We start from the raw sequence: 26,761 nt of genomic DNA, 5'->3' as shown, positions 1-26,761 counted from the left end.
CAACACCACCTAATAACAATTAAAGAGTACGTTGTACTTCAACTGTTTCAAATACTTCGATTTGGTCACCAACGCGAACATCATTGTAGTTCTTAACGCCGATACCACATTCCATGCCGTTACGAACATCAGCAACGTCATCTTTAAAGCGACGTAATGACTCAAGCTCGCCTTCGTAAATAACCACGTTATCACGAAGTACACGAATTGGTGCGCTACGCTTGATAGTACCTTCAGTAACCATACAACCGGCAATTGCACCAATTTTTGGAGACTTAAATACGTCACGTACTTCAGCAAGACCAATGATCTCTTGTTTAAACTCAGGCGCAAGCATACCAGACATGGCTTGCTTAACTTCTTCGATTAGCGCGTAGATTACGCTGTAGTAACGAAGATCTAGGTTTTCAGAGTCAATCACTTTACGCGCTGATGCATCAGCACGAACGTTGAAGCCAACCACAATCGCGTTAGACGCTGCCGCAAGAGTTGCATCAGTTTCTGTGATACCACCAACACCAGAACCAACAATCTTCACTTTTACTTCATCAGTAGAAAGCTTAGTTAGTGAGTCTGAAATTGCTTCGATTGAACCTTGAACGTCTGCTTTAAGTACCACGTTAACTTCAGATACGTCGCCTTCAGTCATGTTAGTAAACATGTTTTCAAGCTTCGCTTTTTGTTGACGCGCTAGTTTAACATCGCGGAATTTACCTTGACGGTAAAGTGCAACTTCACGCGCTTTACGCTCATCTTTAACTACAGTTGCTTCATCACCGGCAGCTGGAATACCAGACAGACCTAAAATCTCAACTGGAATAGAAGGACCGGCAGACTTAATGTCTTTACCGTTTTCATCGCGCATTGCACGAACACGGCCGTATTCAAGACCACATAATACAATGTCACCTTGATTAAGCGTACCTGACTGAACAAGAATAGACGCAACAGGACCACGGCCTTTATCAAGACGTGATTCAATAACAACACCTGCAGCCATACCTTCGGTCGGCGCATTTAACTCTAAAAGCTCAGATTGCATTAATACAGCTTCTAGTAGGTCATCAATACCTAAACCAGTTTTTGCTGAAATGTGCACGTACTGTGTATCGCCGCCCCACTCTTCTGGGATAACGTCTAGCTGAGCTAGTTCGTTTTTAACGCGATCTGGATCTGCGCCTTCTTTATCCATTTTGTTAACAGCAATAATTAAAGGAACGCCAGCTGCGCGAGCATGCTGTACCGCTTCTTTAGTTTGTGGCATTACGCCATCATCAGCTGCAACTACTAGGATCACGATATCAGTCGCTTTTGCACCACGAGCACGCATTGATGTAAATGCGGCGTGACCCGGAGTATCTAAGAAAGTGATCATGTTGCCGTTAGTTTCAACGTGGTATGCACCAATGTGCTGTGTAATACCACCGGCTTCGCCTGATGCAACTTTAGCTGAACGAATGTAATCAAGCGTCGATGTTTTACCGTGGTCAACGTGACCCATAACAGTTACTACTGGCGCACGTGGCTCTGACTTACCATCTTCATGGCGGTCATTAAGTACTGTTTGCTCTAATTCGTTTTCTTTAACGATGATAACTTTATGGCCCATTTCTTCTGCTACAAGTTGCGCAGTTTCTTGGTCAATAACTTGGTTAATAGTAACCATGTCACCCATTTTCATCATAGTTTTTACAACTTCAGCACCTTTAACCGCCATGCGTGATGCAAGCTCAGCAACTGTAATTGTTTCACTAATACGCACTTCGTTTTTAACATCAGCCGTTGGTTTTTGGAAACCGTGCTGTAATGACGCTGGCGCTTTTAGCTTACCTTTTTTACCTTTAGACGCTGCAAATTTATCTTTTGCTGGCGCTTTTTTCTTTTTCTTCGCACGGCGAGAGCCTTGCTCTTCGCGAGCATCAGCTACATCTTCTGCTTCACGTGCGTACGTTGAAGTCGTAAGGTGGTGATCCGCGGTTTCTTCGCGTTTCTTACGTTCTTCTTCTTCTTTCTTCCAGCGTGCTGAGTTCTCTTCAGCTAGCTTTCTTGCCTCTTCTGCTTGACGTTTCGCTTCTTCTTCAGCTTTCTTCAATGCGGCCTCTTCTGCTTCTTTTTGCAGACGCTCAGCTTCGATGCGATCTTTCTCAGACTTAGCACTTTGCTCAGGGGTCATCTGCTGTTGTTTCGCTTTACGCTCAGCATCTGCTTTGCGTTTAGCTTCTTCTTTGGCTTTACGATCAGCATCTTCTTTCGCTTTACGTTCTGCCTCTTGTTTTGCCTTTAATTCAGCAGCGGCTTGTTCAGCTTTTTGCTGCTCTTCAAGACGTGCTTTTTCTTCAGCGGCTAGACGTTGCTGTTCTTGCTCTTGCTCAACGGCACTTTTTTTCACATAAGTGCGTGTTTTACGAACTTCAACTTGCACAGCTTTTGCTTTACCCGTAGAGCCCGTCACACTTAATGTGCTTTTGCTCTTACGTTGCAATGTCATGCGAGCAGGGCCTTCAGAGCCCGTGCCACCATGTTGCTTGCTTAGGTGATCAAGTAACGTCGCTTTTTCAGCTTCAGTTACATTATCGCCTGCTTGTTTAGTAATACCGGCTTGTGAAAACTGCTGTAGTAATTTATCAACAGTTGTACCTATATCACCGGCTAGTTTTTCAACATTTACTTCTGCCATAGTCTCTAATACCTCCGTTAATAAATTACTCGTCTGCAAACCAACAAATATTACGTGCAGCCATAATTAGCTCGCCCGCTTTCTCTGAAGATAGCTCTGTAATATCTACAAGCTCATCAATGCCTTGCTCAGCTAAGTCTTCAAGTGTTACTACACCCTTACTTGCCATAACAAATGCTAAATGACGCTCTAAGCCTTCTAGCGCAAGTAAGTCTTCAGCAGGCTCAGCGCCTTCTAAGCTTTCTTCCGTTTTAAGCGCTTTCGTTGTTAATGCATCTTTTGCACGTGAACGTAATACGTCCACTGTTTCTTCATCTAAGCCGTCGATTTCTAAAAACTCTGAAGCCGGAACATAAGCAACTTCTTCAAGTGTTGAGAAACCTTCGTTGATAAGTAATGATGCAAATTCGTCATCAATATCTAAGTTTTCAGTAAATAAGTTAATTAACTTATCTGACTCAGCTTCGTTCTTAGCGCGCATTTCATCAACGGTCATTACGTTTAATTCCCAGCCAGTTAATTGGCTTGCTAAACGTACGTTTTGACCATTACGACCAATAGCTTGTGCTAAGTTATCAGCTTCAACAGCAATATCCATTGAGTGTGTATCTTCATCCATTACGATTGAAGCCACTTCTGCTGGTGCCATTGCGTTAATAACAAACTGTGCAGGGTTGTCATCGTAAAGTACGATATCAACACGCTCACCGCCAAGTTCTGACGATACCGCTTGAACACGTGCGCCACGCATACCAACACACGCACCAACAGGGTCAATACGCTTATCGTTAGATTTAACCGCGATTTTAGCGCGTGAACCTGGATCACGTGCTGCAGCGCGTAATTCAATCATTTCTTCGCCAATTTCTGGCACCTCAATGCGGAATAATTCCATCAGCATTTCTGGTTTAGAACGGGTTACAAATAATTGTGCACCGCGTGCTTCAGGCTTCACTTCATATAAAAGACCGCGGATACGATCACCCGGGCGGAAGTTTTCACGTGGCAGCATGTCGTCACGATAAATAACCGCTTCTGCGTTGTTACCTAAATCAAGTACGATTGCATCACGGGTTGCTTTTTTAACAACACCCGTTACCAGCTCGCCTTCTTGATCTTTATATGCTTCAACGACTAAGGCGCGCTCTGCTTCACGTACTTTTTGTACGATCACTTGCTTAGCCATCTGTGTTGTTATGCGGTCAAATTTAATTGATTCAATCTGCTCTTCTACGTAGTCGCCCATTTTCAAGTCAGGTTCTTCAACTTGAGCAGCTTCTAACGTGATTTCGCTGTATGGATTCTCTAAAGAACCATCTTCTAAAACTTCAGCTATTTGCCAGCGACGGAAGGTATCGTAATCGCCGGTTTTACGGTCAATTGCAACACGTACATCAATTTCACCATCATGCTTTTTCTTTGTCGCTGTCGCTAATGCGAACTCTAGAGCTTCAAAAATCTTTTCTTTTGGAACCGCTTTCTCATTGGAAACGGCTTCAGCAACCAATAATATTTCTTTTGCCATGGGTAATGCCTCGCTTGCCCTATTCCTTCGCACTCGAATTAAAACTTTGCGATTATGTTCGCACGTTCAATGTTACTAAGCATGATTAAATGCTCCGCACCATCGCTAGATAGTGTGATCATATCGCTGCTAACTGCTATTAAGTCGCCTTTAAAATTACGGCGACCATCTTGTGGAAGCTTAGTACGCACGCGTACTTCCTCTCCTTGCGCCTGCTCGTAGTGATCTTGTTTGAATAATGGACGATCAACACCAGGAGACGACACTTCCAAATCGTATTCGTTTGTAATTGGGTCTTCGACGTCTAAAATCGCACTAATTTGACGACTTGCATCGGCGCAGTTGTCAACTGAAATCCCATCCTCATGAGCAATGTATACTCTTAAGGTAGAATGGCGACCCGCTTGTACAAACTCAAGCCCATGTAATTCAAAGCCTAACATTTCTACCGCAGGCGTTAACATGGTTACTAAATCTTGTTCAAGTTTTGTCACGAAAATCCTCCATACAAACAAAAAAAGGGCTTATAGCCCTAAAATACTGAGTTTAAATTTTGATTTAATCGATAAACATTAAATCAAACGGTGCAGATACAACAACGCCCCGAACCAAGCGGGGCGTCACACCAAAAAACGCAAAACTGTGTGGCCTAGGGCCAAGCTTGGTTGCGAGTCAGTACCCTGACCAAATTAAACTTCATTAGCTTAAACGCAAAACGCGCATTACTTAGAATGCGCGATATAAAGTAGTAAGCATAAACCTACTATTAAGATTGGTTGCGGGAGCCGGATTTGAACCAACGACCTTCGGGTTATGAGCCCGACGAGCTACCAGACTGCTCCATCCCGCGCCAATAGATAAAAAGTTAATAACTTAATATCGCTGTTAGTAAATTTTATAACCTACTAAACAATGGCCGTTATTATAAAGATATACACCTAAATTAGCAACCACAATAAGTAATAAGTTGATAAAAAAAGCAATGCTGTTTATTGCTTTGCTCTATGATTAAAACGACATGTAGAAATCGATCGCTTTTTAAAATACAGCGTATAAAAATAATTTTGGCTCATTATGAAAAAATTCAAAACCTTAAAACTAATTTTAGGTGACCAGCTAAACCCCGCTCATTCTTGGTTTAAAGATAAATCCGATGACACCGTGTTTGTGATTGCCGAGCTCATGCAAGAAGCGCAGTACGTAAAGCATCACGTGCAAAAAATATCAGCCTTTTTTAAAGCCATGGAAAACTTAGCTAACGCCTTAAAAGATGCCGGCTTTAACGTGTTGCATTTAACGTTAGATGACACCAAAGACGATAATAACTTACCCGCTCTTTTAACTCGCTTAGCTAAGCAGCATGAATGCACCTCAATTGAATATCAATACCCAGATGAGTACCGTTTAAAAACACAACTGCACGACTTTGCCACTAACAGCGAATTAGCTGTGACTGCCTGTGACAGCGAGCATTTTTTATTAGCATTTAACGATATAGACAAACGCTTTAAAAAAGATAAACACGTCACTATGGAGCATTTTTATCGGGCAATGCGAAAGCAGTTTGATATTTTAATGGACGATGAAAAACCTCATGGCGGTCAATGGAATTTTGATGCGAATAACCGTAATAAGTTTTCAAAAAGCGATTTAGCCGATATCCCCAAACCCAAATTATTTAAAAATGATGTTAGCACCATCATTGAGCGTTTAGATAAACATAAAATAAAATACTTTGGGCAAATAGAAACCCAATTAAGCTGGCCAACAACCCGTAAACAAGCAATAAGCGCACTTGATCACTTTTGTGCACATTTACTCCCCCGCTTTGGTCAATTTCAAGATGCGATGACAGATCAATGCCCTGATAAAGATACCTTTTATCACAGCCGGTTATCATTTGCGTTAAATGCCAAAATTTTACACCCTCGCTATATTATCGACCGTGTTGTCAAAGAATACCAACAACGCCAAGATGAAATATCTATTTCTCAGGTTGAAGGCTTTATTCGTCAAGTACTGGGTTGGCGCGAATATGTGCGTGGCGTGTATTGGAAAAACATGCCCGATTACGCTTACAAAAACCAGCTTAATGCAACCCGTGCACTGCCACGTTATTTTTGGAATGGTAAAACAAAAATGAACTGCTTAAGCCACTCATTAACACAAAGCTTAGACAGCGCGTATGCCCATCATATTCAGCGCTTAATGGTAATAGGCAATTTTTGTTTATTAACCGCCATCAGTCCCGATGAAGTGGATGAATGGTATTTAGGTGTTTATATCGATGCAATTGAATGGGTAGAAATGCCTAACGCCCGAGGGATGAGCCAGTTTGCTGACGATGGCATCATAGCCACTAAGCCTTATGCGGCTAGCGGCAACTATATAAATAAAATGAGCGACTACTGTAAAAGCTGCCAATACAAAGTAAAAGAAAAAGTGGGTAAAGACGCTTGCCCGTTAAATAGCCTCTACTGGCAGTTTATGCAAAAACACCGAGAACGACTTGAGAAAAACCCGCGAATAGGCATGGTTTATCGTAATTGGGATAAACAAGATGAATCATTGCGCCAAGAAACCTTAGAGCAAGCTAACAACTATTTAAATAATATTGAAAAGCTTTAAATATAAATGCCGTCAATTGACGGCAGCATTCTTGATAGTTAATATTAAAGTACCAAAATAGGTAATATTATTAATTAAATGTTTTATTTGTCATGTCAGTGTAATGAGCTTATTTTTTAATAGCACCTCTTACTCCAAACTATGATGAGAATAAAATGAAAAAACAATTAATTGCAGCGACACTTTTATTACTCGGTACAAGCCAAGCTCAAGCTTTTAGTCAAGAAACTCACAAACGTATTGTTCTTGATGCCGTAAATTATATGCAGCAACACCCAGCCAGCACCGAATATGCTGCCCTACGTCAGTACGCTGCACAAAACAATCTGACAATCTCTGAATTAGCCGAGCTGCTGGGACAAGCTGCTTATGATGTAGATGACTTTGAAGACACCTTTTTCTGTGGTGCTATTACAGGTTCATGTGTTCAAGCGCCAGTATGGGGAGCAGCGCAAAGTATAGTTAAATATACAAGCTATTGGCATTTTCAAAATCATACCCAAGGTGCAGACCAACATGGAAACGATTTTGGTGGTTATAATTATGAAAAGCTCACCGTTTGGGGAAATATTGATAATCTTGCATCTGCTTGGCTTAAAGGTGACTATCTTGATGATGGTAAAGGGGGAGAAACAGGTTGGTTTAATGCCGATTCTTCAAAATATAACAGTTATGGTGTAACAGAATCTCACTACAGAATCGATAGCAACTCAACCTATTCTATGTACGATGACTTTGAAGAAATGCCATTTCAACCTATCGATAATTTAGGGCAATATTGGTATCAAAGTTACTTACAAAGCGGCAATCCCCAAGTATTAGGGTTTGTATTTCATACTACTGATTTATTACAACCTCACCACACATAGACCACATCAGATCTAAATCATTCTAGTTGGGAAAGTTGGGTAAACGATTACTATGACCAAGAGCAGCTCAACGATTTATCACTCGTTACTCAAGCAATGCAAACGTTCTCGCCTTTAGATAAAAATAGCCAAGATGTTCGCCCATTATTAACTCAAGGCGGTTCATTTTCTTATGCACAAGGTGGGATTGTACTCAACTCAGAAGATCATTTTGATCGCCTTAATATAGCTAAGCAGGTCGTGCCCCATGCAATAGCAATGGTGGTGCACTTATTAAACCACGCCATGGTTGCTCGCTAATGAAAAAAATGGCTATTTTAGTGATCACATTACTAGGTGTGTTTTACCACTCCCTAGTAATGGCATCATTTACACAATACAGCAGTGATGAAATTAACTTTATGCATCGTGCTTATTTAAAGCACAACCCTGATATTACAATCAATGAAGTTAGAACTCGTCTGTATGAGAATCAGTTTTTATTACAACAAGCTGCGCTAAAAACACCTGCGATAATAAAACGACAATCTGCCGTTGGTTTTAGTACTCAATACCATGTTGAACGTTACTTAAAAAATCTGTTCGATTCACAATTAGTTATAAGCACACAGTCAAGCCCGATAAAGCTTGAAACTTATGATAACCAATGGCTTAAACACACATTAGGGCCCTACCCTAAAAATGGCCAGTATGTGCAAAGCGCCATCAAAAAAATGCAGCAGTTTGATTTAACCCCTCTTTTGTATAACGCTATTAATTTATATGAATTTGTCGATTCACTATCAATGCAGGTACGCTTTAAACTCCACAAAGGAGATAGTGAACTATTCAAAAGTGAATTAATAAAAAAACGGCAATTCAATATAGCGTTTTCAAAAGCCAAACCGATTTTGGCAAAACAGAATATTGATATTGTACATCTGTATGAAATAGCTAAAGGAGATATTCTGCGCCCCTCCATTCAAAGCTGGCTAGGCATAAATACAATGATGCATATGCAAAGCCCCGTTCTTGAAAAACTAGAGAAACAAGTAAACAAAAACGAAATTAAAGCGTTTTATCAAGCCAATAAATCGCAGTTTAAATTTTTAAGCCACGTAAAAGCACATGGAGCTCAATTTGCTCATCGAGCCAATGCTGTAGGTTTTCGCACCTTGGCCGGTAACAAAACGCTAAAACAAGCATTAGTAATATCAGGAAAACAAGATATATATGCTCAATACAACAGTGAATTAAACCGTAAAAACAAAAGTAGCTGGGTTGTACAACTTGCGTTCACAACTAAAGAAAACACTATTTCTCCTGTTATACGTACACCCAGTGGTGAATGGGTGGTGATACACAGTTATGAGCATCAGTTTGAGTACTTTTCGCCAGAAGATGAAACCGTTCGATACCAAGCAACAAAGGCCATCGCAAAACAAAAAGCGGTACAACAGTATGAGGATACTTGGCTCAAGTGGCAAAATAAGACAGGAGTAATTTTATGAGCAAAAAAGTTTTCGTTTCTGTTGTTGTAGCTTGTGTTGGTATGTACGCACTTTTTACTCAATATACTAGTAAACCAACGATAAAGAATATTGATTCCCTTAACCAAGCTAAAAGTGTTAAGCAAATAACGTCACTTGAGCTGACTACTGCTGACATGACCCAAGAGCTGAAAAGCACGCAATTGAAAACGGCTACAATTAGTAATACTAGCCCTCAGCCTTTGCCACCAATAACCTCTCCTGCCTATTTACCCAACATAGTAAAAAATACTCAGCCAGTTGCTCAGTACAGCGGTGATTTAAATAATCACCAGGCATATCAAGATTTCCACCTTGAACAGCAAAGACAGCTAGAGCAACGTTTTGTTATTGCTGCAAAAGCCAAAATATTAAAGCTTGAAGACTTACTTGCTAAAGGCCGGCAAAAAAAGCTTTCACAAGAACAACTGCAAGTTGCGATAGATAAAATTAACGCTTTAAAACAAATGCAAATAGATTTAAAAGACTAACAACGCAAAAAGCCGCCAAATGGCGGCTTTTCACAGGGAAAATACGTGTGCTAGCTTAGCTATTTGCTTTCGAGCATATTGCCTGAGCCAATTTCAATTTTACGCGGCTTCAGCGCTTCTGGGATCTCACGTTCAAGGTCGATGCTTAGTAAGCCGTTGGCTAGGTCTGCGCCAAGTACTTTAACGTGGTCACCTAACTGGAACTTACGCTCAAAGTTGCGCTCGGCAATCCCTTGATGAATAAATTTGCGCTCATCGTTTTGATCTTTACCTGCTTTAGTGCCTGATACAACTAACGTGTTGTTTTCAGATTGTAGGCTTAACTCGTCTTCACTAAATCCAGCAACTGCCATAGTGATACGGTATTTGTCTTTATCAAGCGCTTCGATGTTGTATGGAGGAAAACTTGGCTGCTTGTCAGTTCGTGCAGCGGCATCCATTAATGATGCTAAATGATCGAAACCAATGAATGAACGGTATAGGGGTGATAAATCTACTGTACGCATAATAATATCCTCATATTTAAGCGATATATTGCTGCCACTTTTCGTTTGAACAAGTAACAGCAAAATTTAATTAATAATATAATTTTCAAATAGTTCTGTTTAAATGAAGACCCATCAGGCGTCCTCAAATAACTATTTATGGGCGGACAATTTTATTTCAAGATTTTTTATAAAATATTTTTATTTTTTACAGGCCCTAAAAAAAGCGAACACAATAATCGTTTTTTTGCACTGTAATAAATAATGAAATTAGTTAAACTAGGGTCAACTAATTTGAGGAGAGCGTTATGTTAACAGTAATTTTTGGCCGTGAAGGCTGCCCTTTTTGTGTTCGCGCTAAAGATGTTGCAGAGCAACTTGCTAATGACCGCGATGATTTTAAATACCGCTACATCGACATCATCAAAGAAGGTATCAGTAAAGAAGATTTAGAGAAGTCTGCAGGCAAGCCATGCCCGACTGTGCCACAAATTTTTGTAGACCAAACACACATTGGTGGTTTTACTGAATTTGAAGCCTACGCCAAAGAAAACCTAGGCCTTTACCAGTAAATTTGTAGGTATATTGTTAACCAGCTTAATTAACGCACAACTTGAGCTGGTTAAATTTCGACCAACATCAAACACATATAAATTAGTTGTAATTTATACAAGCATTTGCCTCGTATTTCCTATACAATGCGCGCCTCTTTAAATTCGTTGAGGCGTATTAATGTCAGAACCAGTCACGTTTGAATCTCTAAATCTTTCTCCTGCAATTTTAAAGGCAGTTGAAGAGTTGGGTTACAAGACACCATCTGAAATCCAAGCTCAATGTATACCGTTATTGCTAGAAAGAAAGGACGTACTGGGACTAGCACAAACGGGTACAGGTAAAACAGCAGCATTTGCACTGCCATTACTAAATAATATTGACCCGTCTGTGAAACAGCCACAGATCCTTGTACTCACACCAACCCGTGAGCTTGCGATCCAAGTAGCTGAGGCATTTGAACAATATGCAAAACACACTCGTGGTGTTGAAGTACTGGCACTATATGGTGGCCAGAGCTACAGCATCCAGTTGAGCGCACTTCGTCGTGGCGCACAGATTATTGTTGCTACACCGGGTCGTTTAATCGATCACATAAACCGTGGCACTATCAAGTTTGATGCTTTACAAGCACTTGTACTTGATGAAGCCGATGAAATGCTACGTATGGGCTTTATCGATGATGTTGAAAACATCATGGAAAAAACGCCGCGTGAAAAGCAAACATGTCTTTTCTCTGCGACTATGCCTAAGCAAATTCAAAACATCAGCAGCAAATATATGAACAACCCTGAACAGGTTCATATTTCTGCACGCAACTCAACTGTATCGTCAGTAGAGCAAGTGTTTTGGAATGCACACGTACATAAAAACAAAGCCATTGTTCGTTTCTTAGAAGCAGAACAATATGAAGGTGCTATTGTTTTCGTACGTACACGTAACGATACAGTGCAACTAGCTGAGTTATTAGAGCGCGAAGGTTTCTCTGCTGCTCCACTTAACGGTGACATGAACCAGCAAGCGCGTGAGCGCACAGTTGATCGTTTAAAAAGCGGCATGCTAAACGTTGTTATTGCAACAGACGTAGCGGCACGTGGTCTTGATGTAGACCGTTTAAGCTTAGTTATCAACTACGACATTCCACAAGACTCTGAAGCCTACGTTCACCGTATCGGCCGTACAGGTCGTGCTGGTCGTACTGGTAAAGCGATTCTTTTCGTTAAGCATAACGAGCGTTACTTACTTAAAAATATCATTCGTCATACTAAATCTGAAATCGCACAAGTTGAATTACCTACAGCTAAAGTTGTTGAAGAAAAACGTATCAATGCCTTACAAGAAAAGCTTACGCTTGCTCTTGAAAACAAAGATATTACTTTCTTCAATGAAGTGGCTGCTAACATGGCACAAAAACTTGAGCTTGCTCCTGAAGACTTAGCGGGTGCGTTACTGTGTTTAGCACAGCAACAATCACCAATTAAAGTTGAAGAAGTTAAGATTCAACCGCGTGAGCGTAACGAACGTAATGATCGTAATCCTCGTAGCAATGACCGTGGTCGTCGTAACGAACGCGGTGGTGAGCGCGCTGAGCGTAAACCACGCGAGCGCAACAGCCGTGATGCAGGCCCTATGGATACATACCGAATCGAAGTAGGTCGTGAGCATGGTGTTCAGGTTAAGAACATTGTTGGCGCAATTGCTAACGAAGCAGACATTTCAAGCAAGTTTATCGGTGACATTCGTCTTCACGACAGTCACAGTACGGTACAATTACCGCAAAACATGCCTAAAGATGTACTTGATCACTTCCAGAAAGTGTTTATTTGTAAACGCCCAATGGGTATGACATTAACACAAGATCAAGGCCCTTCTGAGCCACGCGGCGAGCGTTCTGAACGCCCTGCTGGTGACAAGAAGCGTAGCTTTAATAAAGATGGTCAACGCCCTGATAAGCGTAGCGGCCCTCGTAAAGAACGTCGCCCAGTTAGCTTTACCGCTAAGTAAGCAACGACTCTTTAGAAAAAAAGCCTTGGCATGAAAGTGCCAAGGCTTTTTTGTGTCTAGAATTCAGCTATCTGCTTAATTTCCGTAACTTGAAGCCGCAAGTCAGTATTAGGCACTTAACTAACAGATTGAATTAAAAATATTTTTTTGTTTTCTCTAACCAGAGATTGCAGTGAAAACAAGGCGAAATTACGCGTCAATAGCTAGCCTATTGTAAGTAAATTCAACGTAATTAGCGTTGAAAAAGCTGATTGAGATAGCTTTATTATCCAAAACTCAGATTACTTAATGTGTATAAACATGTTTTCTTTGATTTTTAAAACAATAAAATTTATGTAAACTAAGCAAAGGCTATAATTCATGGACGAATTAAAAATTGAAAAGAAATTACGACAACTTACTCTTTGTAGTAATAATGTTACCTATTTTATTATGCATAATTATTCCTATTTTAATGGACTTTACAGATCCACCATTTATCACAAATGAAATATACGACGTTATTTTCTTTATAGCATTCCCTATTATTTGTGGCGCATCATTCATCTATTTAAATATACTTGTATTCAATAAATATAGACGCTGCAGTAAATACAGAGAGCACCTTAAATATAGTTTTTCAGATACAAAAACGAAATTATCATTAATATTCGCGTACCCATTAATCCCTTTGTTAATCTATGCAAGTCTCTATTTTTTATTCTCTGCCCCCATTAAATTATGGGCTTACTACACGCAAGGCGACTATTGGTATAAGGAATATATCCTAACTGATGTGCAAAAGTGTGGTTCTGATTATGAAGATAATTGTACTCGTTTATATTTTAAAGATCCTAAAACAAACGAAACTCATGATTTTAGATGGTACGAAGATAAGTCTACAATAATGAATAACAAAAACGATTATGTTTATATTTTTGGTGAGGCTAGTTTGTTTGGCTATATAGTGAGAGATTTAGAAAGGTAACTTAGACTTACTTTGAATATTACAGCACTTTTATATAAACCTCACTCGAGTGAGTGAGGTTTATGAATCAAGATTTAAGTTAAGGCGCTACTGCTGGGTACACGTAGCTGGCATCAAGCCCTAATGGGATACCAAGTGCCCAGTAGCCTAGCAAGAAGATACTCCAGCCAATCATAAAGGCGATTGAATACGGTAGCATCATCGCGATAAGCGTACCTATGCCTGTGCCTTTAACGTATTTTTGACAGTACACCACAACTAGTGGGAAGTATGGCATGAGCGGAGTGATAATATTAGAGCTAGAATCTCCCACACGGTACGCCGCTTGCGTTAAGTCTGGCGAAATACCGAGTTGCATTAGCATAGGTACAAATACCGGACCTAATAGTGCCCACTTAGCCGAACTTGAACCAACAAATAAGTTTACAAAACCAGTTAAGAAAATAATCCCTACGACCGTTACAGAGCTCGGTAACTCCATTGCTTTTAATACCTGAGCCCCTTCAATTGCCAGTAAGGCACCTAGGTTTGATTTACTAAATGCAGCAATAAATAATGAACAAAAGAATGCCATAACAATGTAATACGCCATACCATTCATGGCTTTGCTCATCGCATCTATCATGTCTTTAGAGCTTTTAAAGGTGCCTACGGTAAAACCATATACTGCGCCTGGGATCCAAAACAGTAAGAAGATTAGCGGCACTATTGACTGCATTAGTGGTGAACTAAAGTTTGTTAAAGAGCCATCGCTGCTGCGCATCGCTGAATCAGCGGGTGCGGATACATACGCTAATAACGCAATACCTGCAATCATTACGGAACTAGCAATAAGAAAGGCGCGCTTTTCGTCACTACGGGCATCTTCAAATGCTGGTAGGTCTTGAGTTTCACCATCTACTGGTGAATTTTTTAAACGTGGTTCAATAATTTTATCGGTGATGTACCAGCCTAACATTACAATAAATAAGCTTGATGCTGAAGCAAAGCCCCAGTTATTAAGCGGGTTAATGCTCATTGTTGGATTAATAATTTGTGCTGCACTTTGCGTAAAGCTTTGCAGTAACGGGTCAATCCCAGATGGAATAAAGTTAGCGCCAAAGCCACCGCTAACCCCTGCAAATGCCGCTGCAATACCTGCAAGCGGATGACGACCTGCTGCAAAAAATATTACCCCAGCAAGTGGAATAACCAGCACATACCCTGCATCGGTAGCCGTATGGCTCACAATAGCTACCAAAATAATTGAGGGTGTTAGTAATTTTCTAGGCGTTACTTTGAGCATTAATTTAAGGCCGGTATTAATAAAGCCCGAATGCTCTGCAACGCCTACACCTAGCATAGCAACCAGTACTACACCCAGTGGCGCAAAACCGGTGAATGTTTTTACCATAGAAGATAAAAAAGTGGCCAACGAATCGCTGGCAAGCATGTTATTAATAATAATGGCTTCGCCAGTACGAGGGTCTATTGCATCAAATGTGACGCTTGAAAACCACCAAGACAAAAACCGATTAATAACATGGCAAACAAAAAGATAATTGCTGGATCAGGAAGCTTATTACCTACCCGCTCAACAAAATTTAAAAATCGCGCAACTATGCCAGTTGGCATTGTCGCATCATTATTGTTATTCATTTCACTTGTTCCCTAGAATTTAGACTGTGCTACTTTAGCGTATCTAAGGAATGAGGTAAATTTTAACTGAATAAACAAGTTCTTTTTTAGGCACAAAAAAACACGGCTCAGTAGCCGCGCTATTTTTAATGAATAAAAAAAGCTTATGCGAGTGCTTTTACTTCATCCCATATTCTTACTACGAGTGCTTTATCATCTTCATTAAGTTCGCCATTGCGATAAGCTTTTACTAAGCTTTTTTCAACCGTGTCGTTTAGTTCTGCAATTTCTAGATTTAACTCTTCAACTTGTGCATAACCTACGGCTAAATCAAAGTGGCCGCGTAAATAACCGCCAGCAAATAACTCGTCATCGGTTGCTTTTATCACTAAATCATCAAAATATTGCTGCGCAGCATCTATGTAATTTACTAAACTCATGTGTTACTTCTCCTCTGGGTGCAGCCCATCTTGATGACCTACTGCATACATAATATGGTCGTTAAACCCACTGGTTACACGTATATAACCGCTTAATTCATCATCTAATTTGCTATCGCCGGTATCACAAATCAGCGGTCGGCCATTTAAAGCCTGTAATTTTGTTTTAGTAGCCACCACAATAATATTATCGCGGCCTATCGCTTTAATTAACGCAGGACTGAGTTGTTGATTGCCTCGACCAAAAATATGCCCTTGACCGCCAATTAGGGTGATCACTAACTTTGTTTCACGTTCTTTGGTAAGTTCAAGAAGTTGCTGGGCTGTTAGGTCTTGCCCTACTAAAGCTTGATCTTCAACGAGATCAACACCGAGTAAGGTGTTTTCAAGCCCCATCTCTTCCATCACTGCGCCAACGGTAGAGCCACTACCCATGACATAGAGGATATCGGCATCCATTTCACTAACGACATAAGCAGCTATATCTGCTAGCACCAGCTCGTCAGTTTCTTTACCGCCATTTTTAACCGCTTGTACATAGCGCACTTCACTTGGCACTTGCATTTCACCATAACGTTTTGCTTTTACTGTTCCTTGGCGAAAAGCCACTTCATCAATGTCCATGACATCAGCATCGCTTAATGTTACCAGCTCACCTTTTACCAGCATTTCAACTACACGGCCTGCGGCTTTTGGCGTTATGGCATAGACGCCGGAATGAATTTTACACCCAGCAGGAATGCCCAACACGGGTACAGAGTCTTCTACAGCATGGCAAATATTGCGCGCCGTTCCGTCGCCACCAGCAAATAAGATTAAATCTACACCTTGTTGCTGTAATAAACGAGCTGCAGCTTCGGTATCGTCACTGGTTGTGGGTGAGTTACTTTGATAAACCACTTGCGTATTAAAGCCCAACGCTTTTGCTGTTTGCTCCCCCATTTCATCATTAACAGTATAAATAGTAATGTTTGATTGATGAGGTACAAGCACTTCAAGTGCAGCTTTAGCGCGGCTATTTGACTTAGGCTCTGCACCTAATGCAATGGCTTTAGCAGCGGTGTCTTCACCGTCACTGCCCTTAAGCGCAACACTACCACCGAGCCCTGCGACCGGATTTACAATCAATCCTAACTTAAACTGCATCTTTTAACTCCTCGGGAGAATGCCATGAAAACTGCGCAGCATGTAATGGCCACGTGGTGTTATAAAATTTACACAGTGCTTTTAATAGTAAGGTTGTTCTTGGGTTAAACCCGTTTTGCAATAACTCTAATAACTTTGCATGAACGCGAGACTGAAACGCAAATCGACATGTTTGCTCACCATTTAAATTATCTACCGATACGTTAAAATCAAACCCGGCAGCCACACTCAATGCCCACTCTATTGCTTGAGGTTTTACCTCTACTGATTCAAACTCCGCTTGCTGTGAAGCATCGCGCCCATCAGGGCAATACCAATAACCATAATCTTCAACTAAGCGGCGCTGAGAACCTGCCACTAACCAATGGGCTATTTCATGCAATGCGCTGGCATAAAAACCATGGGCAAACATAATTTGATGATGCGGGGTTGTATCATTTGCGGGAATGTAAATAGGCTCATGATCACCTTTTACCAAACGCGTGTTATAGCTTTGGTAAAAAGTGTGTTCGAAAATAGAAATCAGATCAGCTACTTGGTGCATAAATACTTCGTATACTCGTTTGAACCCGATGCTTTAAAGACAGATGAAATTAGTATAAAGCACACTAAAAACGAAGCGAATTGTACGTACTTTTATCTACAAAGTAAAAAACAAGTGATTAAAAACATTGTTAGCGCTAAGCGGTTTAATTTTAACGCTTTGGCCCTAAGTTATATATTTAGAAATATCTACTTCATCTATTTGTTCAGCATTGAGATAACGCTTAGCATAATCAAGATAAATACCTGAACTTAAAAATAATTCAAATACGGCTTTATCAACATGCTGATCGGCCACCATTTTAGCTAATATACCGATGGACTCACTGAGTGTTTTTGCCTTTTTATAGGGCCTGTCGGCTGCTGTTAATGCTTCAAAAATGTCAGCAAGTACCAACACCCGCTCAGGTATCGATAAGTCATCCGCATTGAGTTTACGCGGATAGCCTGTGCCGATTAATGTTTCGTGATGGGTAGAGGCATAACGCGGTACGCGCTCAAGTTCTTTAGGGAACGGCAGTGTATCGAGCATACGTATCGTACTTATCATGTGCTCATTAATTTTAAACCTATCCTCTTTAGTAAGAGTGCCTCTTGAAACTGTTAAATTATAAAGCTCCCCTAGGTTATATTTATATTTACATGGGGCAATTTTAATCCCTAAACGCTCATCATATTCAATCGGCTTATCATGAGGAATTAAGTGCCAAGGTTTATCACTGAGTAATTTTTCTGTGATGGGAAGCGTGTCATCAGTCCCTTCATAGCGATACATTTCTACTGGTGAAAGCCCCAACTTATCGTCAAAATGACGCTGCCAAGTAATATTACTCAACGCAGTTAAACGCTCAAGGGCAGCTTCTGTGATTTTTTCGCCGCCAATATTACACTGTGCAATAAAAGCAAAGTCGTCCAGCAACTGTTGCTGTTTAGCTGCCAACTGCTTGGTTAAGTCGAGCTGATTTTGAGGACTGTGTTGCAATGATTTATAGTAATCAAGTTCGGCATCTCGCCAAAGTACCTCAAAACGCGTTCTAATTTCATGAATACGATTATAAATAGTCTCCAGCTTAGTGTCTTTATCAACTATGTGCTCTGGAGTGGTTATTTTACCGCAATCATGTAGCCAAGCGGCTAAACTAAATTCTTCAACCTCATCATCATTTTTAAACTTAAACCCTTTAAAAGCGGGTAACTCTGACTCTGAAGCGGCCTTAGCAAGCTCAATACCGAGTTCAGGTACGCGCTCGCAATGCCCCGCTGTATAGGGAGATTTATCATCAATGGCTTGTGCTATTAACTCGATAAACGACGCCATGAGTGCTTTTTGACTGTCTTCATGTTGCTGTATCGACTTACTCATATCAACCATAGAGTAAGCTAACGTATTAATTTCTTTAATATGACTTTTTAAAGTCGAGACTTGTTTAAACTGCCGATTTTTAATTTTATTGTTTTCACCCACCAGCGTTTTAATAGGACCGACAATGGGGGATGCAAAAAACCACGACACTGGTAACATCATAATTAAGCAGGCAACCGTAATTATTATTGAAAGCTTTATTTTTTCTCTTGTGGAGCTCAATACATCTTCTTTAGAAACCATAATGGCTAAATAGCCCGTACTAGCTAGCGCTAAATAATCAGATAGTGGCTTAATAAAAACATACTGTTCTTTACCATTAATGTTCACTAACTGTAGCTTAGAGAAGTTACTATCATCATCCAATAAAGTGATTAATTGCTCATCAGGAACAGTGCCTACAATTTTTGATTTTTTCCCTGAGTTAGTATTGAGCCATTTATCACTAAGCTGTTGTTTAAATTGCAGAGGAAGTTGCGTGGCGGCGTAATCAAACAAAGCTTTTAATTGTGCGTCTTGGTTTTGAAACAATAAATGGTAGTCATTTGAAAAAAGCGCGGCACTGTCTTCATCAAGCGGATTGTACTGGATCCCCTCAATAAAAAATTGCTGCTGTATATATTGCAATACGGCTTTGCTGTCTATTCCCGCATAAGTATCACCATTGGCAACATGCATTAACAACGCCTTTGTGTTGGGAACTTCCACGAGGTTAATTTCTGGAAATTGCGCTCGTAATATTTTTACAATTGACCAGCCCTCTCCCACCGCAACTGACTTACCAGCAAGTTGCTGCATATGGGTAATTGGTGGATTGTTTTGTTGATTAACAATACTTAAAGGCAAAGTTACCATGGGTATACTGAGCATACCCAATGTATTATTCGATGCTGTATTAAGTACCGGATGAATCACATCTATCTGCTTATTTTCAAATAAATTAAGTAATTCTTGCCAACTGAGTCCATTAATATAATTAACCTTAATACCCAACAGTTCAGCAATCGCATTTATATATTCAACACTGTAGCCTTTAGGCTTACCACTGACACTAAAATCCATAGGTGCCCAATTGGTTTCATTTGAAACTGTGATAGTAGGATATTTGGCAACTATTTTTTGCTGTTGCTCATCCAGTACCAACCGATTTAGCCTTGCCTCAACCGTTGAGCTAAAGGGCTGATTTGAGGCAATAATTTCTCCTTCTCGGTTATAAATAAGTAACTGTGTTGAGCTGTGCATCTCCAAACGCTGTTTCTGTTCGATTAAATAATTAGACATGTTATCAACGATAATCCCTAAGCCAAGCACATGATTTTTACCCGCTATCTTAATCGAATACGTTTGCCCAGAGGTTTGTAAATGGGTAAATAGATAAGGCTTGGTTTTGTTTACTTGCTGTGAGTTTGCTTGCTTAAACCATGCTTGCTCGCGGGGATCAAAATACGTCGGTTTTTTGGTTTTTTCTCTTAAGCTAAATGACGCATCAAAATAAAGCGTTTGCTGTATTCTTTGCCCTTCTTCAGATTTTATTTGAATAACGACCCAGCGGTCATTATCCGTTGCACCAAGGCGCTGACGAACCATCGCACTACTTTCAAGATTAATAACCTCAAAATAGTCACCATTGTTATAGCCCATATAAAAAGCATAAAACAAAGGATTCAAATCCATCATTTCACTTAATACATTTCGTAGCTCTGTTTTATCTGAAAGGTTTTCACCGACTAACGAGGTGTTTTTTACCATCATATATAAAGTATTTTCAGATTTTTCATTAATGCGTGTTAGGTAATCAGCAACCGATTGAGTGGTCATATTAAAGTGTTGCACATTCGACTCGAGCGCCATTTTTTCACTAAAATAATACTGTAAGCTCGTGGCTATAATAGCGGTAATAGACGTTGCCAACACAAATACTGCCACAACCGTCAAACGAATAGAAAAGCGTACTGTTTTTGTTAACTTTTTAAGCGCTTTAAATATCATTGAACGTTCCTTGCGACACTTTTAAAAGCAGTAAATATACGTCGTTGAAAATTGCAATTTAGCAATATTCAAAGCCTATGAAGTAAGTTAATCATTAATTGTTTGAGCTAAAATAATATTAGTCACAAAATCAGAAATTTAAAAACTTTATGCCTTTATTTACTGAACACCTAATTGCGCTTACCATATGCAAACTAAAAACCTAAATGAATACACTCTTATGGTTAAACAACACACCACTAAAGCATGGCCAGTTAGCATTCTTACTTTTTTAGCGCTACTGAGTGCCTCTGCCAATAGTTATGCAAAAAGCGTGAGTATTAACGTGTTTGCTATTCCCTCTTCGCCAATTGTTGAGCTCATGGCTACAACCAGCAATGAACTAGCCAAACAGCAAATAACCACGTTTTATCAGCAAGGCTTACCCGTGCATGCCACATTATATTTGACTGATTATCCGCAAGAGGCACAAAATGAAATTAAGCAGGTGGTGGAGCGTATTGTAAAGAAACATCAACCTTTTGAAATTAAAGCCAATGGGTTTAGTGTATCTGCCAGTAATTGGGCCTTTATAGACTTAGAAAAATCTTATCAGTTACAACGCTTAGCCGATGAAGTGACACTTAAACTTGAGCCACTTCGCGATCATCAAGCGCCAGTACCAAGTTGGGTAAAGCATTACCCTAATAAACTCGTGGCCTTTGAGCGTTATGGTAGCCCAAATGTGTTTCAAAACTTTCAGCCACATTTAACCCTACTTGCAAATGAGCAAAACCCTGCATTGGCTGCGTTTAATAAAGTTATGCAAGCTGAGCCACCGCAAGCACAAGGTGAAATAATTGGGATTGGAATTGGAATTTCTGATCAGTTTGGGCAACAAAAACAGATCATCGCTAAGTACTTCTTTGATACCAAATAAATAATTAATAATGGGAGCTAATTACACATTTATTAACTTAAGTGGTTTATGGATTTGTGGTTAGCTTATCGCTTAAATGCTTTTTAAGTATGCGGGTATTGCGCGTATTTGCTTTGAACATGGCATCAAAAATATCACCAAAAAATGGAATAAGCCCACCTACAAAATCAACTAACATGTTTAAAATAATCCGGCTTTTTACTCGCTTACTAACACCTAATCGCTGCGCTTCAATTAATACATACCCAGATAAAATAAGCCCGGCTAAATCGCCTACCACTGGCAATAGCCCAATCAATGATTCGACACCGAAACTAAATTTAGTAAACGGAATACCAATGCTGCTGTCGGTAAAGCGGCTAAACTCTTCAAGCCGTTTTATGGTGGCTTTATATTCAGCTTGTGTAACGTGAGATTGATTATTTTTTTGCATAATAACTGCTCTTTATTTTTAGGTGCGCTAAGCACATGGAAATTATTGAGCGGCAATAAAGATGTATAGCCTGTACATAATAAACGCGCTAGTGCGCGTTTATTATTAATTTATAGTAAAGCGCGCTTAAATAGCGCCTTTAATTGGCCCATGTTCGTGGTTAACATGTGGGTTTTGACCGCGTTGACGTAGTAAATGATCCATTAAAGTAATGGCCATCATTGCCTCAGCAATCGGAATAGCACGAATGCCTACACAAGGATCGTGACGACCTTTGGTGATCATCTCGACCGCTTCATTTTCGGTATTAATACTATTACCGGGAATGGTAATGCTTGATGTTGGCTTAAGCGCAATGGATGCGATTATATCTTGCCCTGTAGAAATACCTGCCAATACGCCGCCGGCATGATTTGAGGTAAAACCATCAGGGGTTAACTCATCACGGTGCTCTGAGCCTTTTTGCTCAACCACATCAAAGCCATCGCCAATTTCAACGCCTTTTACAGCGTTGATACTCATTAATGAATGGGCAAGTTCGGCATCTAGCCTATCAAATACCGGCTCACCTAAACCAACTGGCACATTTTTAGCCACTACTTTTACTTTGGCACCCACTGAATCACCTTGCTTTTTAAGCTCGCGCATATATTCATCGAGTGCTTCAAGCTTGCTAACGTCTGGGAAAAAGAATAAGTTATTTTCCACCTCATCCCAATCGTAATTTTCGGCTTTAATTGGCCCTAATTGGCTCAAACACGCACGTACTTCAATACCATGAAATTGCTTTAAATACTTTTTAGCAATAGCGCCTGCGGCAACCCGAATAGCGGTTTCGCGCGCAGATGAACGGCCACCACCACGGTAATCGCGAAGGCCGTATTTGTGCCAGTAGGTATAGTCACCGTGGCCTGGGCGAAATACATCTTTAATTTTGCCATAATCTTGTGAACGTTGATCGGTATTTTCAATTAATAAACCAATGCTGGTACCAGTGGTTTTACCTTCAAAAACGCCCGCTAAAATTTTGATTTGGTCGCTCTCACGGCGCTGCGTGGTATAACGACTTTGCCCAGGTTTGCGTCTGTCTAAATCGTGTTGTATGTCGGCCTCAGTGATTTCAAGGCCTGCGGGCGTGCCATCCACTACGCCGCCTAATGCAACGCCGTGGCTTTCGCCAAAGGTGGACACTTTAAATAACTGCCCTATGCTATTACCTGCCATTAACTTTCCTCATTCCTAATGACTTATAGCCGAGGATTAACTCTGCTATTGTTTTGCCCAGCCATTTCGGATGAATGGCTAGTACTAATTATTACTGTGCAAAGTAGGCATCTAGTTGTTGTTTGCTAATAACAAACACCCCTAATCCGCCTTGTTCAAACTCAATCCATTCAAATGGTGCGCCTGGATACAGTGCATCCATATGTACCATAGAGTTACCTACTTCGACAAATAACAAACCGTTATCTGTTAGATGCTCACTAGCTTGATCTAAAATAGTACGTGTTACATCAAGACCATCGTGTCCCGATGCTAATCCTAGCTCTGGTTCATGGTGGAATTCACGTGGTAAATCAGCCATATCTTCAGCGTCAACGTACGGTGGGTTTGCTACGATTAAGTCGTATTTTTGCCCAGGTACACCACTGAATACGTCAGACTGAATCGGTAATACGCGGTCACTTAGTTGATAGTCAGTGATATTAATATCAGCCACTTCAAGCGCTTCATAGGATATATCAACCGCATCAACTTGCGCATTCTCGAACGCTTGTGCCAAGGCAATAGCAATACAACCTGAGCCTGTACATAAATCTAAAATACGCCCTACTGACTCTGGTTTTTCTAACCAAGGGGTGAAGCGATTATTAATAAGCTCAGCAAAAGGCGAGCGAGGAATTAATACGCGTTCATCCACATAAAATGGCATGTTAGCAAACCATGCAATGTTGGTAAGGTAAGGTACTGGGGTAAAATCGTTAATGCGCTCGGCAATCAAGCCCGCTAAACGATTTTTTTCAGTACTGGTTAAACGCGCATGCATCAGCTCTTTGGGTGCATCGATAGGCAAACTAAGCGCCGGTAATAACAAACTTACCGCTTCATCCCATGCGTTATCGGTGCCATGACCAAAGAAAATACCGCTACTTGCAAATTGACTAGTTGTCCAACGAAGCCAATCGTGTAAGGTTGAAAGTTCTGCAACAGCTTCATCTAGGGTTGCTTCTTCTATTAGTAATTCACTCATCAGTATTATCTGCCTGCTACTTTCAAAAAAATAAACTCAATCGGGGCGCATCATTGGCCCCATGATTGCCCTATTGTATACCCAAGCCACCTTTAGGTGCGAGCGCAGTTAGTATTAAAAGCGATTTAGGTAAGGCTTTGATTGCAAATAATAGTCACTCTATTGTTCAAATCAATAACGCAGTATAAATCGCTTTTAAACTAACCTTAATGGCGCTGTAATATGCACCTCAAAGCTGCTTGGGTATCACACCTTTTTACTCGATTTTTACCGCTTTTTTGTTTAGACTGCCGCTATGAAAAAAGATCCCCACTCAAACAGCCTAATTAGTCCTGACGACATTGACTTGTTTCGTCAAAGTATCAGTGGTGCGCGTGTATTTAAACAAGACACTCACCGTTTTAGCAATAAACCTAAAGTGTCACAAGCGAAGCAATTTGCCCAGCAAAAAAAGCAACAACAGTCAGAATTTTTCTTTTCTGATGAATATGTGCCCGATATAGACACACATGGTACCGTTAATTATGTACAACAGGGTCAGGATCGTTTTTTAGCCAAACAACTTCGTCGAGGGGATTTTATTCCTGATTTAACCCTCGACCTGCATGGCTTGAATAAAGAGATAGCCAAAGATGAACTCGCAGGGCTTATTCATGAGTGTAAAAAAAAGCATTACTATTGTGCCTGTGTTGTACACGGAATTGGCGGCCATATCCTCAGGCATAAAGTACCGCAATATTTAGTGCAACACCCCGATGTAATTGCTATGCACCAAGCTCCGCTTGAGTATGGCGGTAAAGGGGCGGTACTCATATTAATTAACTTACCGCAAAGTGATGAGTTTAGACGCTGAGCACTAGAGCCAATCAATAAGAGTCTTTTTTAGTGCATATATTTTCGATTATATTTCCGCTTATTTTTATTGTGTTATGCGGCTACATAGCAAGCCGAAGTCAGTTTTTAGAACGCATTCATATAACAGGGCTCAGTAAATTTACTTTTTACATTAGTGTACCCAGTTTTTTATTTTTAAATATGGCCCAGGCAGACCTAAAAACCAGCGTGAGCTTAAATGGCTTTTTAAGCTTTTATATTCCCGTTATTTTAATTTATTTTTTTGCGCTCATTATTGACCGCTACACTCTCTCTAAACATCCTCAATATGAACGTCACAGTGTATTTGCCCTTGGCAGTAGTTATTCAAATACCGTATTGGTGGGCTTGCCCATTATTATTGCAGCATTAGGTGAGCAAATGATGGGCATTATTTTTATGATCATCACCTTTCATAGCGCGCTATTGTTCACCCTTACCTTTTTAATTAGTGCAAACAGTGCCAGTCATGTGTTTTCTTGGTCAACATTTGCCAAAAATATGCTACTCAACCCTGTCGTATTGAGTATTAGCACGGGTTTGTTGGTAAATTTAGCAGGGATTACTTTATTTTCTGATTTAACTAATGGCTTAGCGCTTTTAGCTAAACCTGCCATTGCCTGTGCGTTATTTGTTTTAGGCGCAAACTTAGCTTTTTATAAAATTAGCGATAACTGGCAAGCGGCAGCTATTGCCAGCCTGTTAAAGCTAGTTATATTGCCCGCCTTAGTATTAGTGTTAGGCTCACATGTATTTGCTATTAATGAGTCACTCTTAAAAGTACTCGTATTATTGAGCGCATCGCCCTTGGGGGTTAATGCGTACTTAATTGCATGCCAAATAAAACAACATCAAGATACGTTAGCCAGTGCGGTTGTTTTATCGACAGTTTTGAGTGTGGTGAGTTTTAGTATGTGGTTAACAATTCTACTGTAGACAAATACCTAAAAGTATTGGCATTTATCTAACAGAAAGTAGCTTAGCTAAATGCTCGTTTACACGCTATGCATCTACATTCGCTGGTGCATTAATGGTGATAAAATCACTTTTATGGCGAGTTTCATCATAACTAATTTGTGCAACAGCGCCGGTATTAAAAATAGGCATGTGCCCAGCACACAACTGATCAACCAAATAGCTCACCATAGGCATATGGGCAACCACAAGCCAAGTATCGCATTCCGGATGAAGCGCGATTAACGTTTCTAAATAATCTGCAGCAACCTGCGGGTTACCTTCAGGAATAATATCTTGGCAGGTCTCTTCAAATAAAAAGGTATTATTTTTTTTAACACCCTCAGCTGTTTGCTGCGCTCTTACATAAGGACTCACTAATAACCCCGTTGGAGCATGCTTTTTTTGTAACCACAGCCCCATTTTTTCTACCTGCTGATGGCCCAAAGGAGTCAAATTTCTACTGACATCATCAGAGTGCATCGGTATTGCTTCACCATGACGCATTATCAAGATTGTTTTCATAA

Annotated in this window: 21 protein-coding genes, 1 tRNA gene and 2 pseudogenes; 10 read left to right on the top strand and 14 right to left on the bottom strand. The window is 40.3% G+C overall.

What is annotated here, in order from left to right; all coding sequences use genetic code 11:
- Window positions 1-19: 19 nt before the first annotated feature.
- From infB to PSM_RS05215, 4 genes are all read right to left on the bottom strand, one after another.
- On the bottom strand, window positions 20-2,677 hold the full coding sequence (infB, locus tag PSM_RS05230; protein ID WP_013464536.1) for a translation initiation factor IF-2: 2,658 nt from the start codon (window positions 2,675-2,677) through the stop codon (window positions 20-22).
- A 25-nt stretch (window positions 2,678-2,702) separates the two neighbouring features.
- Window positions 2,703-4,202: a transcription termination factor NusA gene (nusA, locus tag PSM_RS05225; RefSeq protein ID WP_013464535.1), complete on the bottom strand. Its 1,500-nt coding sequence runs from the start codon at window positions 4,200-4,202 to the stop codon at window positions 2,703-2,705.
- A gap of 38 nt (window positions 4,203-4,240) precedes the next feature.
- Window positions 4,241-4,696: a ribosome maturation factor RimP gene (rimP, locus tag PSM_RS05220; RefSeq protein WP_008114543.1), complete on the bottom strand. Its 456-nt coding sequence runs from the start codon at window positions 4,694-4,696 to the stop codon at window positions 4,241-4,243.
- A 279-nt stretch (window positions 4,697-4,975) separates the two neighbouring features.
- A tRNA-Met gene (locus PSM_RS05215) sits at window positions 4,976-5,052 on the bottom strand.
- A gap of 224 nt (window positions 5,053-5,276) precedes the next feature.
- Here PSM_RS05215 and PSM_RS05210 point away from each other — a divergent pair.
- The 4 genes and pseudogenes from PSM_RS05210 (at window position 5,277) to PSM_RS05195 (ending at window position 9,698) form a co-directional block, all read left to right on the top strand.
- Window positions 5,277-6,830, top strand: coding sequence for a cryptochrome/photolyase family protein (locus tag PSM_RS05210; RefSeq protein WP_013464533.1), 1,554 nt, complete (start codon window positions 5,277-5,279; stop codon window positions 6,828-6,830).
- Between the two features lie 155 nt (window positions 6,831-6,985).
- Window positions 6,986-7,999: pseudogene (locus PSM_RS05205) on the top strand (phospholipase).
- A complete protein-coding gene (locus PSM_RS05200; protein WP_013464530.1) occupies window positions 7,999-9,189 on the top strand; it encodes a peptidyl-prolyl cis-trans isomerase in 1,191 nt (396 codons plus the stop codon). Before PSM_RS05205 ends, PSM_RS05200 begins: the two are co-directional and overlap by 1 nt.
- Window positions 9,186-9,698, top strand: coding sequence for a hypothetical protein (locus PSM_RS05195; RefSeq protein ID WP_013464529.1), 513 nt, complete (start codon window positions 9,186-9,188; stop codon window positions 9,696-9,698). The genes PSM_RS05200 and PSM_RS05195 overlap by 4 nt, the downstream gene beginning before the upstream one ends.
- A gap of 59 nt (window positions 9,699-9,757) precedes the next feature.
- Here PSM_RS05195 and PSM_RS05190 read toward each other — a convergent pair whose 3' ends face one another.
- Window positions 9,758-10,204, bottom strand: coding sequence for an Hsp20 family protein (locus tag PSM_RS05190; RefSeq protein WP_010391385.1), 447 nt, complete (start codon window positions 10,202-10,204; stop codon window positions 9,758-9,760).
- 287 nt (window positions 10,205-10,491) lie between these two features.
- Here PSM_RS05190 and PSM_RS05185 point away from each other — a divergent pair, with 287 nt between their 5' ends.
- The 3 genes from PSM_RS05185 (at window position 10,492) to PSM_RS05175 (ending at window position 13,706) form a co-directional block, all read left to right on the top strand.
- Window positions 10,492-10,755: a GrxA family glutaredoxin gene (locus PSM_RS05185; RefSeq protein WP_008114535.1), complete on the top strand. Its 264-nt coding sequence runs from the start codon at window positions 10,492-10,494 to the stop codon at window positions 10,753-10,755.
- 160 nt (window positions 10,756-10,915) lie between these two features.
- Entirely contained in the window at window positions 10,916-12,739 is a 1,824-nt protein-coding gene (locus tag PSM_RS05180; RefSeq protein ID WP_013464528.1) for a DEAD/DEAH box helicase, read from the top strand.
- Between the two features lie 415 nt (window positions 12,740-13,154).
- Complete coding sequence (locus PSM_RS05175) at window positions 13,155-13,706, top strand: hypothetical protein (protein ID WP_236613528.1); 552 nt, start codon at window positions 13,155-13,157, stop codon at window positions 13,704-13,706.
- A gap of 79 nt (window positions 13,707-13,785) precedes the next feature.
- Here PSM_RS05175 and PSM_RS05170 read toward each other — a convergent pair.
- The 5 genes and pseudogenes from PSM_RS05170 to PSM_RS05145 all read right to left on the bottom strand — a co-directional run bounded on the left by PSM_RS05170 (window position 13,786) and on the right by PSM_RS05145 (window position 20,804).
- Window positions 13,786-15,344, bottom strand: a pseudogene (locus PSM_RS05170) (AbgT family transporter).
- A 143-nt stretch (window positions 15,345-15,487) separates the two neighbouring features.
- Window positions 15,488-15,763 (bottom strand): YfcL family protein, encoded by a 276-nt coding sequence (locus PSM_RS05160; protein WP_010391380.1) that lies wholly within the window; start codon window positions 15,761-15,763, stop codon window positions 15,488-15,490.
- A gap of 3 nt (window positions 15,764-15,766) precedes the next feature.
- Window positions 15,767-16,909 (bottom strand): ATP-NAD kinase family protein, encoded by a 1,143-nt coding sequence (locus tag PSM_RS05155; protein ID WP_013464526.1) that lies wholly within the window; start codon window positions 16,907-16,909, stop codon window positions 15,767-15,769.
- Window positions 16,899-17,453: an elongation factor P hydroxylase gene (locus PSM_RS05150; protein WP_013464525.1), complete on the bottom strand. Its 555-nt coding sequence runs from the start codon at window positions 17,451-17,453 to the stop codon at window positions 16,899-16,901. Before PSM_RS05150 ends, PSM_RS05155 begins: the two co-directional genes overlap by 11 nt.
- A gap of 165 nt (window positions 17,454-17,618) precedes the next feature.
- Window positions 17,619-20,804: an HD domain-containing phosphohydrolase gene (locus PSM_RS05145; RefSeq protein ID WP_013464524.1), complete on the bottom strand. Its 3,186-nt coding sequence runs from the start codon at window positions 20,802-20,804 to the stop codon at window positions 17,619-17,621.
- A 220-nt stretch (window positions 20,805-21,024) separates the two neighbouring features.
- On the opposite strand from PSM_RS05145, the gene PSM_RS05140 reads away from it, so the two are divergent.
- On the top strand, window positions 21,025-21,723 hold the full coding sequence (locus tag PSM_RS05140; protein ID WP_029609924.1) for a 2'-5' RNA ligase family protein: 699 nt from the start codon (window positions 21,025-21,027) through the stop codon (window positions 21,721-21,723).
- A gap of 46 nt (window positions 21,724-21,769) precedes the next feature.
- On the opposite strand, the gene PSM_RS05135 is transcribed toward PSM_RS05140, so the two are convergent.
- The 3 genes from PSM_RS05135 to prmB all read right to left on the bottom strand — a co-directional run bounded on the left by PSM_RS05135 (window position 21,770) and on the right by prmB (window position 24,407).
- Window positions 21,770-22,156, bottom strand: a complete 387-nt coding sequence (locus tag PSM_RS05135; protein WP_013464522.1) for a DUF4112 domain-containing protein — start codon at window positions 22,154-22,156, stop codon at window positions 21,770-21,772.
- A 126-nt stretch (window positions 22,157-22,282) separates the two neighbouring features.
- Entirely contained in the window at window positions 22,283-23,380 is a 1,098-nt protein-coding gene (gene aroC, locus PSM_RS05130) for a chorismate synthase (protein ID WP_013464521.1), read from the bottom strand.
- A 91-nt stretch (window positions 23,381-23,471) separates the two neighbouring features.
- Window positions 23,472-24,407, bottom strand: a complete 936-nt coding sequence (gene prmB, locus PSM_RS05125; protein WP_013464520.1) for a 50S ribosomal protein L3 N(5)-glutamine methyltransferase — start codon at window positions 24,405-24,407, stop codon at window positions 23,472-23,474.
- 295 nt (window positions 24,408-24,702) lie between these two features.
- On the opposite strand from prmB, the gene smrB reads away from it, so the two are divergent.
- Both smrB and PSM_RS05115 read left to right on the top strand, forming a co-directional pair.
- Window positions 24,703-25,260 (top strand): endonuclease SmrB, encoded by a 558-nt coding sequence (smrB, locus tag PSM_RS05120; protein WP_016899440.1) that lies wholly within the window; start codon window positions 24,703-24,705, stop codon window positions 25,258-25,260.
- 32 nt (window positions 25,261-25,292) lie between these two features.
- Window positions 25,293-26,216 carry an AEC family transporter gene (locus tag PSM_RS05115; protein WP_013464518.1) on the top strand — a complete coding sequence of 308 codons (924 nt, stop codon included), beginning with the start codon at window positions 25,293-25,295 and terminating at the stop codon, window positions 26,214-26,216.
- A 66-nt stretch (window positions 26,217-26,282) separates the two neighbouring features.
- On the opposite strand, the gene sixA is transcribed toward PSM_RS05115, so the two are convergent.
- Window positions 26,283-26,759, bottom strand: coding sequence for a phosphohistidine phosphatase SixA (sixA, locus tag PSM_RS05110; protein WP_020476934.1), 477 nt, complete (start codon window positions 26,757-26,759; stop codon window positions 26,283-26,285).
- Between the last annotated feature and the right edge of the window lie 2 nt (window positions 26,760-26,761).

It is taken from the genome of Pseudoalteromonas sp. SM9913 (assembly GCF_000184065.1).
GTDB lineage: Bacteria > Pseudomonadota > Gammaproteobacteria > Enterobacterales > Alteromonadaceae > Pseudoalteromonas > Pseudoalteromonas tetraodonis.
This window is presented reverse-complemented; position numbering and strand designations above follow the sequence as displayed.

Coding starts and splice junctions, on each gene's coding strand:
- PSM_RS05210 (WP_013464533.1), top strand. CDS start 5,277: ATGAAAAAATTCAAAACCTTAAAACTAATTTTAGGTGACCAGCTAAAC.
- nusA (WP_013464535.1), bottom strand. CDS start 4,202: ATGGCAAAAGAAATATTATTGGTTGCTGAAGCCGTTTCCAATGAGAAA.
- PSM_RS05180 (WP_013464528.1), top strand. CDS start 10,916: ATGTCAGAACCAGTCACGTTTGAATCTCTAAATCTTTCTCCTGCAATT.
- PSM_RS05160 (WP_010391380.1), bottom strand. CDS start 15,763: ATGAGTTTAGTAAATTACATAGATGCTGCGCAGCAATATTTTGATGAT.
- PSM_RS05140 (WP_029609924.1), top strand. CDS start 21,025: ATGGTTAAACAACACACCACTAAAGCATGGCCAGTTAGCATTCTTACT.
- sixA (WP_020476934.1), bottom strand. CDS start 26,759: ATGAAAACAATCTTGATAATGCGTCATGGTGAAGCAATACCGATGCAC.
- PSM_RS05135 (WP_013464522.1), bottom strand. CDS start 22,156: ATGCAAAAAAATAATCAATCTCACGTTACACAAGCTGAATATAAAGCC.
- PSM_RS05150 (WP_013464525.1), bottom strand. CDS start 17,453: ATGCACCAAGTAGCTGATCTGATTTCTATTTTCGAACACACTTTTTAC.
- PSM_RS05145 (WP_013464524.1), bottom strand. CDS start 20,804: ATGATATTTAAAGCGCTTAAAAAGTTAACAAAAACAGTACGCTTTTCT.
- aroC (WP_013464521.1), bottom strand. CDS start 23,380: ATGGCAGGTAATAGCATAGGGCAGTTATTTAAAGTGTCCACCTTTGGC.
- PSM_RS05155 (WP_013464526.1), bottom strand. CDS start 16,909: ATGCAGTTTAAGTTAGGATTGATTGTAAATCCGGTCGCAGGGCTCGGT.
- PSM_RS05175 (WP_236613528.1), top strand. CDS start 13,155: ATGTTACCTATTTTATTATGCATAATTATTCCTATTTTAATGGACTTT.
- PSM_RS05200 (WP_013464530.1), top strand. CDS start 7,999: ATGAAAAAAATGGCTATTTTAGTGATCACATTACTAGGTGTGTTTTAC.
- PSM_RS05195 (WP_013464529.1), top strand. CDS start 9,186: ATGAGCAAAAAAGTTTTCGTTTCTGTTGTTGTAGCTTGTGTTGGTATG.
- PSM_RS05190 (WP_010391385.1), bottom strand. CDS start 10,204: ATGCGTACAGTAGATTTATCACCCCTATACCGTTCATTCATTGGTTTC.
- prmB (WP_013464520.1), bottom strand. CDS start 24,407: ATGAGTGAATTACTAATAGAAGAAGCAACCCTAGATGAAGCTGTTGCA.
- smrB (WP_016899440.1), top strand. CDS start 24,703: ATGAAAAAAGATCCCCACTCAAACAGCCTAATTAGTCCTGACGACATT.
- infB (WP_013464536.1), bottom strand. CDS start 2,677: ATGGCAGAAGTAAATGTTGAAAAACTAGCCGGTGATATAGGTACAACT.
- PSM_RS05185 (WP_008114535.1), top strand. CDS start 10,492: ATGTTAACAGTAATTTTTGGCCGTGAAGGCTGCCCTTTTTGTGTTCGC.